The following is a 9,305-nucleotide window of genomic DNA, read 5'->3' as shown; positions in this document are numbered from 1 at the left end:
TTCATTTTGTTTAGGGTAATTCAAAAAGTAAAAGAATGGATTATTGCTATTCGTTTAGAACGTCAGTATACAAAACAAGAGATTATTGCACTTTATTTAAATCAAGTAGATTTTGTAAATGGTGCGGTTGGAATCCGTTCGGCAGCTAAAATCTACATGAACAAAGAACCTAAGGATTTAACTATCGAAGAAGGTGCTTTGTTTGTTGGAATGCTAAAAAATCCCTCGTTATATAATCCAAATCGTAAAAAAAGAGCGCAATTAGTTTTAGATAGAAGAAATACCGTTTTAGGACAAATGGTTAAAAATGGCGTAATTTCTGAATCAAAAAAAGCAGAATTAAGTAAACTCCCAGTAAAATTAGATTTTAGACCTGAAAGTCATTCCGAAGGAAGCGCTACTTACTTTAGAGAATATCTAAGAGATTACATGAAAAAATGGGTGAAAGACCATTTAAAAGAAGACGGAACTGAATATGATTTGTATCGCGATGGTTTAAAAATCTACACGACTATCGATTCTAAAATGCAACAATATGCTGAAGAAGCGGTAACGGAACATTTAAAAAATCTTCAAAAAGAATTTTTCATAGCAGCAAAAGGAAAAGAAAACGCCCCTTTCGTTGATATTACTCCAGAGCAAACGCAACAAATTATGATGCAAGCCATGAAAAACTCTGAGCGTTGGAGAAAAATGGATTTGAATGGGAAAACGAAAGAGGAAATTATCAAGTCTTTTGATGTACCAGCAAAAATGAAAATCTTTACTTATGAAGGTGAAAAAGATACCCTCATGAAGCCAACAGATTCCATCATTTATTACAAACACATGTTGCAAACAGGTATGATGGCTATGGAACCAAGAAGTGGTCACATTAAAGTATGGGTTGGTGGTGTAAATTATAAATATTTCCAATACGATCACGTTGGGCAAGGAGCAAGACAAGTAGGTTCTACTTTTAAACCATTCTTATATGCAACGGCTATCGAACAATTAGGAATGTCGCCTTGTGATTCTATTATCGACAGTTATTTCACTATGCCAAAAGGCAAATGGGGAATTGATGCCGATTGGTCTCCAAAGAATTCCGATGGAAATTATAGAGGAACCATTACATTACAAAAAGCATTAGCAAATTCGGTAAACACAGTTTCTGCTAAGTTAATTGATAGAGTGGGACCAAAAGCTGTTGTAGCGATGGCCAAAGAATTAGGAGTTACTTCTGATATTCCAGAGCAACCTTCAATTGCATTAGGTGCTGTTGATATTACGGTGGAGCAAATGGTAGGTGCCATGGGTACGTTTGCCAATCAAGGAGTGTATGTAAAACCAACATTTATCATCAAAATCGAAGATAAAAACGGAGTAGTTATCGATCAACCAGTACCAGTTACAAAAGATGTCGTAAATAAAGATGTCGCTTATGCTGTTGTAAAGCTAATGGAAGGTGTAACTAGTTCAGGAACAGGAGCTCGTTTAAAATATGGTGGAGGCGGTTTCATCCAATATGATTATAGTTTTGGAAATCCAATTGCGGGAAAAACAGGTACTTCTCAAAACAATTCAGATGGTTGGTTTATAGGAATGGTGCCTAATTTAGCAACTGGAATTTGGGTTGGAAACGAAGATAGAGCAGCTCACTTTAGAGCTACAAGATTAGGTCAAGGAGCTACAATGGCATTACCTATTTGGGGAATCTTTATGAAAAAATGTTATGCTGATAGCGATTTAGACGTGTCTAAAGAACCGTTTGAACGTCCAGACGATTTAAAAATTAAAGTAGATTGTTGGACACCTAAAAAAGTAGTGGATTCAACAGCTGTGCCAACAGATGAACCTAGTATGGATGAATTCGGATTATAAACAACAACAAACCAAAATATGATTTCTAGAAAAGTTAATAACGTTAAAGAAGCGTTGGAAGGAATTCAAGACGGACAAACCATCATGCTAGGTGGTTTTGGTCTTTGTGGAATTCCCGAAAACAGTATTGCTGAATTAGTTCGTAAAAATGTAACCTATTTAACTTGTATTTCAAATAATGCAGGAGTAGATGATTTCGGATTGGGATTATTATTAAAAAAACGCCAAATCAAAAAAATGATTTCTTCTTATGTAGGAGAAAATGCAGAATTCGAACGTCAAATGCTTTCAGGAGAATTAGATGTTGAATTAACACCACAAGGAACTTTAGCTGAAAAATGTCGTGCTGCACAAGCCGGAATTCCAGCATTTTTTACACCAGCAGGTTACGGAACAGAAGTTGCTGAAGGAAAAGAAACACGCGAATTCAACGGAAAAATGCACGTGATGGAATTGGCTTACAAAGCTGATTTTTCAATCGTAAAAGCATGGAAAGGTGACGAAGCTGGAAATCTTATTTTCAAAGGAACAGCTCGTAATTTCAACTCTTGTATGGCAGGTGCTGCAAAAATAACGATTGCTGAAGTAGAAGAATTAGTACCAGCAGGAACTTTAAATCCTAACGAAATTCACATTCCAGGAATTATGGTAAACCGTATTTTCCAAGGTGAGAAATTTGAAAAAAGAATTGAGCAAAGAACTGTTAGACAAAGAAGTTAATCATGGCATTAGATAAAAATCAAATCGCAAAAAGAATAGCACAAGAAGTAAAAGACGGTTACTATGTAAACTTAGGAATCGGAATTCCGACTTTGGTTGCCAATTATGTTCGTACGGATATTTCAGTTGAATTTCAATCGGAAAATGGAGTTTTAGGTATGGGACCTTTCCCTTTTGAAGGAGAAGAAGATGCGGACATCATCAACGCAGGAAAACAAACCATTACAACTTTACCAGGAGCTAGTTTTTTTGATTCCGCTTTCAGTTTTGGAATGATTCGTGCTCAAAAAGTAGATTTAACGATTTTAGGAGCAATGGAAGTTTCTGAAAACGGAGATATTGCCAACTGGAAAATCCCAGGAAAAATGGTAAAAGGAATGGGTGGCGCCATGGATTTAGTAGCTTCTGCAGAAAATATTATCGTAGCCATGATGCACGTAAATAAAGCTGGAGAATCGAAAATTCTTAAAAAATGTACGCTTCCATTAACTGGTGTTGGTTGTGTGAAAAAAGTCGTTACAGAATTAGCGGTTTTAGAAATCACTCCAAAAGGATTCAAATTGTTAGAACGTGCGCCAGGTGTTTCAGTAGAAGATATCATCAAAGCAACAGAAGCAGATTTAATCATTGAAGGAGATATTCCAGAAATGAGTATTAATTAGCCAATAAGCAAATTAATAATTTTTAATATTTAGACCTGACAGGTTTCAAAAACCTGTCAGGTCTTTTCTAAATAGTATGAGAGCAAAAGTAATTTTAAAATCAGGTAAAGAAAAATCAATTCAACGTCGTCATCCTTGGATTTTCAGTGGTGCGGTTTATGGCGTGAGTCGTGAAATAAACGATGGCGAAATGGTTGATGTAGTCGATTCGAAAGACAATCATTTAGGAACGGGATATTTCAGTGATAAAGGAAGTATCATAGTTCGTATTTTGACATTTGGCGAAGAGACTTTCTCTGAAAACTTTTGGAAGGACAAATTACAATCGGCTTGGTATTTACGTACCCAAATATTGGATTTTGAAGTTACAAATGCTTTTCGTGTGATTCACGGTGAAGGCGATGGAATTTCTGGATTAATTATTGATTATTACGATAAAAATTGGGTAATTCAAGCGCATTCTACAGGCGTTTTTCTTCAAATGGAGCAAATCGCGGAAGCCATAAAATCGAATTTTTCAGACTATTGCGAAACCATTTATTGCAAAAGTTCAGGAACTTTACCAAATACAGGAACTGATTATTTTCTATTCGGAAACAAAGCCGAAGCAGTTGCAAAAGAGAACAACATTTTGTTTTCAGTAAATTGGGTAGAAGGACAAAAAACAGGTTTCTTCTTAGACCAACGCGAAAATCGAAAATTATTAGGTGAATTCTCAAAAGGAAAAAAAGTATTAAACACATTTTGTTACACTGGCGGATTCTCTATTTATGCGATGAGTGCCGGAGCTGAATTGGTAACTTCGGTAGATATTTCTCAAAAAGCTGTGGACTTAGCAGCGAGTAATATGGAATTAAATTTTCCAAATGCCAATCATAAAGCTGTAGCTGATGATGTGTTCAACTTCATGAAAGAACACACGCAACAATATGATGTCATTGTTTTAGACCCGCCCGCTTTCGCGAAAAGCATCAAAAGCAAACACACCGCAACGCAAGCCTACAAACGTTTAAATATTGCCGGATTAAAAGCCTTAGCGCCTAACGGAATTTTATTTACATTCTCTTGTTCGCAAGTTATTGATGATGTGTTGTTTTACAACACTGTTGCCGCAGCAGCTATAGAAACGGGAAGAAATATCCGAGTATTACACAAATTAGAACAAGGTCCAGATCACCCAACAAATATTTATCATCCAGAAGGACATTATTTGAAAGGATTGGTATTGTTTGTGGAGTAGGTTTAAAGTGGTCAGTGGTCAGTTTGAAGTGTTCGGTATTTCACGTATAGTTTGTCATTCCGAAGGAATCTCAAGTTTTTTTTCATAATATTAATATTATTTACTTATGAAATCAATTTCAAATTTTCTAAAAGCATTCATAATTATAGTTTTAATTTTAATTATTTCATATAGTTTTCCTTCTATGTTTGCTAAGGGAGGAATGGATATGGATTTTCATTATTTAAACTTTCTATTTGTATCAATAGTTGGAATGATATTAATTTATGATTTTTATAAAATCAATTTCTTTAAGAAAATTTTATTTTTATTTATAGTTTCATTATTTGCATTTATTTCAGGAATATATTTGGTTCAAGAAATATTTGAGAATATTTATGATAATGATTATGAATTATATATTAGATTTAATGACGTTGTTTTTAAAACTAATATTATTTTTTATGGTGTTCTAATCTTAATTGAATTAATATGTTTTGAAATTATTAAGAGATTTTACAAATAAAAAACCCTACAAGTACTTAAACTTACAGGGTTTTATTTTGCGTGCTTTGCGTAAAACTTTGCGTCTTTGCGGTTAATTACAAATTCATAAAGAAATCATTTCCTTTATCATCCGTAATAATAAATGCAGGGAAATCTTTTACTTCAATTTTTCTTACGGCTTCCATTCCTAATTCTGGGAAATCTACTACTTCAACCGATAAGATATTTTCTTTGGCTAAAATCGCAGCAGGACCTCCAATCGAACCTAAATAGAATCCACCGTGTTTTGCACAAGCGTTCATGACGTCTTTGCTTCGGTTTCCTTTGGCTAACATAATCATACTTCCACCAGCCGCTTGGAATTCATCTACATAAACGTCCATTCTTCCTGCGGTAGTTGGTCCAAAACTTCCTGATGGCATTCCATCTGGAGTTTTTGCTGGACCCGCGTAATATACTGGGTGATTTTTGAAATATTCTGGCATTGGTTTTCCAGCATCTAACAATTCTTTGATTTTTGCATGTGCAATATCACGAGCCACAATCAAAGTTCCGTTTAATTTCAAACGTGTTTTGATTGGATATTTTGATAATTCAGCTAAAATTTCAGCCATTGGTTTGTTCAAATCAATTTCTACCGCTGGCTCTAAATGAGGCGCTGTTTCAGGTAAAAATTGTGCTGGATTGGTTTCCAATTGTTCTAAGAAAATACCATCTTTTGTGATTTTTCCTTTGATATTTCTATCTGCCGAACAAGAAACTCCCATTCCCACCGGACAAGAAGCCGCGTGACGAGGTAAACGAATTACACGAACATCATGTGTTAAATATTTTCCACCAAATTGTGCTCCAATTTGACTTTCTTGACAAATGATTTGCACTCTTTTTTCCCATTCTAAATCGCGAAACGCTTGGCCTGCCATGTTTCCAGAAGTTGGTAAATGGTCATAATATCCAGCCGATGCTTTTTTCACGGCTGCTAAATTTGCTTCCGCAGAAGTTCCGCCGATAACGATAGCCAAGTGATACGGAGGACATGCTGCCGTTCCTAAATCCATAATGCGCTCACGAACAAATTCGTCTAACGATTTTTCATTTAACAACGACTTTGTTTTTTGATATAAAAACGTTTTGTTCGCCGAGCCACCACCTTTTGTTAAGAATAAGAATTCATACGAATTTCCTTTTTTGGCATAAATATCAATTTGTGCAGGTAAATTAGAACCCGAGTTTTTCTCTTCAAACATCGAAATCGGAACAATTTGCGAGTAGCGAAGATTTTTATTTTGGTAGGTATTGTAAATTCCTTTTGATAACCATTCGCCATCATCAACTCCTGTATACACGTTTTCACCTTTTTTGGCAACTACGATTGCGGTTCCGGTATCTTGGCAAGAAGGCAATTGACCTTCCACGGCTACAGCAGCATTTTGCAATAAATTATAAGCCACAAAACGGTCGTTGTCTGTCGCTTCTGGGTCTTCGATAATGTTTCTTAATTTTTGTAAATGTGCCGAACGCAACATAAACGAAACGTCGTCCATTGCTTCTTGAGCCAATAGTTCTAATCCTTTTGGGTCAACCACTAAGATTTCTCTATCGCCAAGTTGCTCAACTTTTACGTAATCTGATGTTAATTTTTTGTAGTGTGTATCGTCTTTTAAAATTGGATACGGGTCTTGATATAAAAAGTCCATTTGTGTATGTTTTGAAAGGTAAAGTTACGGATTTTTGTTTTTCTAACCTGCAAGGTTTTTAAAACATTTAGTGATTAATTTACAATATAAATTATTATTCCAACTATTATTAAAAACAACACAAAGCCTATTCTGGTATTCCAATTTTCATTTTTAATTTCTGAGAATGTTTTTTTTCCTGAGTAGCAAATCCATTTTGTCAGCATACCCAATCTTTTAAAAAAGAAGTACATTCCTTCCTGTCCTAAATCAATTATTAATTCTTCAAAAAAACTCATTTACTTGTAATGTCTTTGGAAATTATGCAGGAGTTTATTGTTCTAAAAAAACCAACTCGCCACAAAAATCGCGGTAATCACACAAATCAAGTCAACTAAAAGCATCATTCCTAATGTATAGCGTGTGTTTTTCACGTTGATACTTCCAAAATAAACCGCAATTACATAAAAAGTAGTTTCGGCACTACATTGGAAAATACAACTTAGTCTTCCCGTTAAAGAATCTGGTCCAAATTGCTTCATCGCATCAATCATAAATCCTCTTGAACCACCAGAGCTAAAAGGTCGTAACATTGCCACAGGAAGCGAATCGGTAATTTCTTTAGCTACTCCAATGTGTAAAAAAGCAAAGGAAATTCCGTTACTGATGATTTCAAACAAACCACTATTTCTAAACAACGAAATTGCTACTAACATTCCCATTACATAAGGGAAAATTGTAACTCCGGTTTTTAATCCGTTATTCGCTCCAGCAACAAAAGTGTCGAAAATGGTTGTTTTTTGTTCTACGAATTTTTTTTCTTGAACGAAAGAAAATATCAAAGTTCCGCCAATAATCAAGATTAACAATAATCCTGAAAGGTTAGAAGTGAAGTAATTTTTTCCAATTAAATCTAAACTGTTTACGTAGAATAATAATCCGACAATCGCTCCGATAACTCCCATTAAAACTGCTAATAATGAAGCACTTTTGAAGTTTACTTTCTGTTTGATTCCAACTAAAATAAAAGCAGCAATTGTTCCAATGAAAGAGGTAATAATACAAGGTAGCATTACATCGGCAGGATTTGCAGCGTGTTCGGCAGCACGATAACCAATAATGGATGTTGGAATTAATGTTAAACCAGCCGCATGCAAACACATAAACATGATTTGGGCATCACTTGCTCGGTCTTTATCTGGATTTAATTCTTGTAAGCTTTGCATGGCTTTTAATCCAAAAGGAGTTGCGGCTGAATCTAATCCTAAAAAGTTAGCAGAAAAATTCAACGTCATATAGGAAATCGATTCGTGGTTTTTAGGAATCGAAGGAAAAACTTTAGCAAACAATGGACTTAATTTCTTAGCCAATCTTTCTGAAGCTCCTGAAATAATAAGTAATTCCATAATTCCACAAAAGAAAGCTAAGTAAGCAATCAATGGCAGAATCAAATCAAACAAACTGCTTTTGGTCATGGGAAGTAAACCATCTGCTTTTTGTTTTCCGCTGTAGATTTTTACAGTTTGATTGTTGTAAACATAGGTAGTGTCTGCATCCTTTTCATTTTTATTGATAATGAATGTTTTGTCATCTGCCTTTTGGACACTGTCTTGCACAAATTTGGGCACTTCTTTTAAATATTTTTCACCAATTAAAAGAGGTTCGCCTTGTTTTCCGTTCAAAACATAATCAATAGAATAATATTGCGATGAAAATAATCCGAAAACAATAAAAAAGATGGACGATATAAATATTACTAACCAAAATCTGCTTAAAACCATAAAGAGCTATTTTTTCGTAAATGTAATATTAAATAAAAATATTTCAACAAATTATAAAAAATTATAAAAAAGAATCGATTTTATTAAATAATTATATATTTGTAAATATATTATCAACCCAACCTACTAACTATTATGAAAATCAGAAGATTACTATTTATTATTTCACTGACTTTTTCAGGTTTTGTTTTCTCTCAAACCAAACAAGACACTGAGAAAATCATCAGAAGTTATGATTTGAAAAAAATCAAAGAATTAGAAGTTTCTTTGAGAAAAAAAGAAGCTATTGAAAAAAAAGCAGCATATGAAGCAGCAGCAATTAATGGATGGCCAATTATAATTAAAGGCGATAATGGTTCTTTACAAGAGCTTATGAAATTAACACCTGATGGATTTCCAGTTTATTATTCTACTGAAAATGTGGCCGCAGCGCGATCTACTCGTACTGATTTTTTAAATTCTGGCGGTGGGCTAGGGCTTTCTTTAGATGGTCAAGGAATGGTTGCTAGAGTATGGGATGGAGGAACCGTTAGAAGATCTCATAGTGGTTTTGGAGGAAGAGTAGAAACAGTCGATAACGCAGGTTCTACATTTAGTTCACATCCTACTCATGTCACAGGAACAATCATAGCTTTGCCTTGGAATTCAAGTTTTTCCACGATAAAAGGAATGGCTTCTCAAGCGACTGCAAGAACTTTTGATTGGACCGATGACGAATCAGAAGCTTTATCTGAAGTAACTTTAGGGATGTTAGTTTCTAATCATTCATATGGAGTTCCAATAACAGGATCAAATGGACCACTTCCTTCATGGTATATTGGTTCTTATGTTGAAGATTCTAGGGTATGGGATGAAATAGCATATTTATCCCCATATT

At 34.6% G+C, this 9,305-nt stretch carries 8 protein-coding genes and 1 pseudogene; 6 read left to right on the top strand and 3 right to left on the bottom strand.

The window, feature by feature from the left end:
- The 5 genes from L6Q46_RS10250 to L6Q46_RS10230 all read left to right on the top strand — a co-directional run.
- Positions 1-1,863 (top strand): penicillin-binding transpeptidase domain-containing protein (locus L6Q46_RS10250; RefSeq protein ID WP_291284220.1); only part of this gene is annotated, 1,863 nt, incomplete at its 5' end.
- Positions 1,864-1,881: 18 nt separating this feature from the next.
- A complete protein-coding gene (locus L6Q46_RS10245) occupies positions 1,882-2,583 on the top strand; it encodes a CoA transferase subunit A (RefSeq protein ID WP_291284219.1) in 702 nt (233 codons plus the stop codon).
- Between the two features lie 2 nt (positions 2,584-2,585).
- Entirely contained in the window at positions 2,586-3,245 is a 660-nt protein-coding gene (locus L6Q46_RS10240) for a CoA transferase subunit B (RefSeq protein WP_291284218.1), read from the top strand.
- A 76-nt stretch (positions 3,246-3,321) separates the two neighbouring features.
- Positions 3,322-4,485 (top strand): class I SAM-dependent rRNA methyltransferase, encoded by a 1,164-nt coding sequence (locus L6Q46_RS10235; RefSeq protein WP_291284217.1) that lies wholly within the window; start codon positions 3,322-3,324, stop codon positions 4,483-4,485.
- 106 nt (positions 4,486-4,591) lie between these two features.
- Positions 4,592-4,990, top strand: coding sequence for a hypothetical protein (locus L6Q46_RS10230; RefSeq protein ID WP_291284216.1), 399 nt, complete (start codon positions 4,592-4,594; stop codon positions 4,988-4,990).
- Between the two features lie 76 nt (positions 4,991-5,066).
- Here L6Q46_RS10230 and L6Q46_RS10225 read toward each other — a convergent pair whose 3' ends face one another.
- From L6Q46_RS10225 to L6Q46_RS10215, 3 genes are all read right to left on the bottom strand, one after another.
- Complete coding sequence (locus L6Q46_RS10225; protein ID WP_291284215.1) at positions 5,067-6,668, bottom strand: fumarate hydratase; 1,602 nt, start codon at positions 6,666-6,668, stop codon at positions 5,067-5,069.
- A 74-nt stretch (positions 6,669-6,742) separates the two neighbouring features.
- Positions 6,743-6,946 (bottom strand): hypothetical protein, encoded by a 204-nt coding sequence (locus L6Q46_RS10220; protein ID WP_291284214.1) that lies wholly within the window; start codon positions 6,944-6,946, stop codon positions 6,743-6,745.
- Positions 6,947-6,988: 42 nt separating this feature from the next.
- A complete protein-coding gene (locus L6Q46_RS10215) occupies positions 6,989-8,428 on the bottom strand; it encodes a nucleoside recognition domain-containing protein (RefSeq protein WP_291284213.1) in 1,440 nt (479 codons plus the stop codon).
- A gap of 135 nt (positions 8,429-8,563) precedes the next feature.
- On the opposite strand from L6Q46_RS10215, the pseudogene L6Q46_RS10210 reads away from it, so the two are divergent.
- Positions 8,564-9,305, top strand: a pseudogene (locus L6Q46_RS10210) (peptidase S8); the annotation flags it as partial.

It is taken from the genome of Flavobacterium sp., from assembly GCF_023151265.1.
GTDB lineage: Bacteria > Bacteroidota > Bacteroidia > Flavobacteriales > Flavobacteriaceae > Flavobacterium.
Note: the sequence above shows the minus strand (reverse complement) of the source record. Positions and strands in the feature narration are given on the sequence as shown.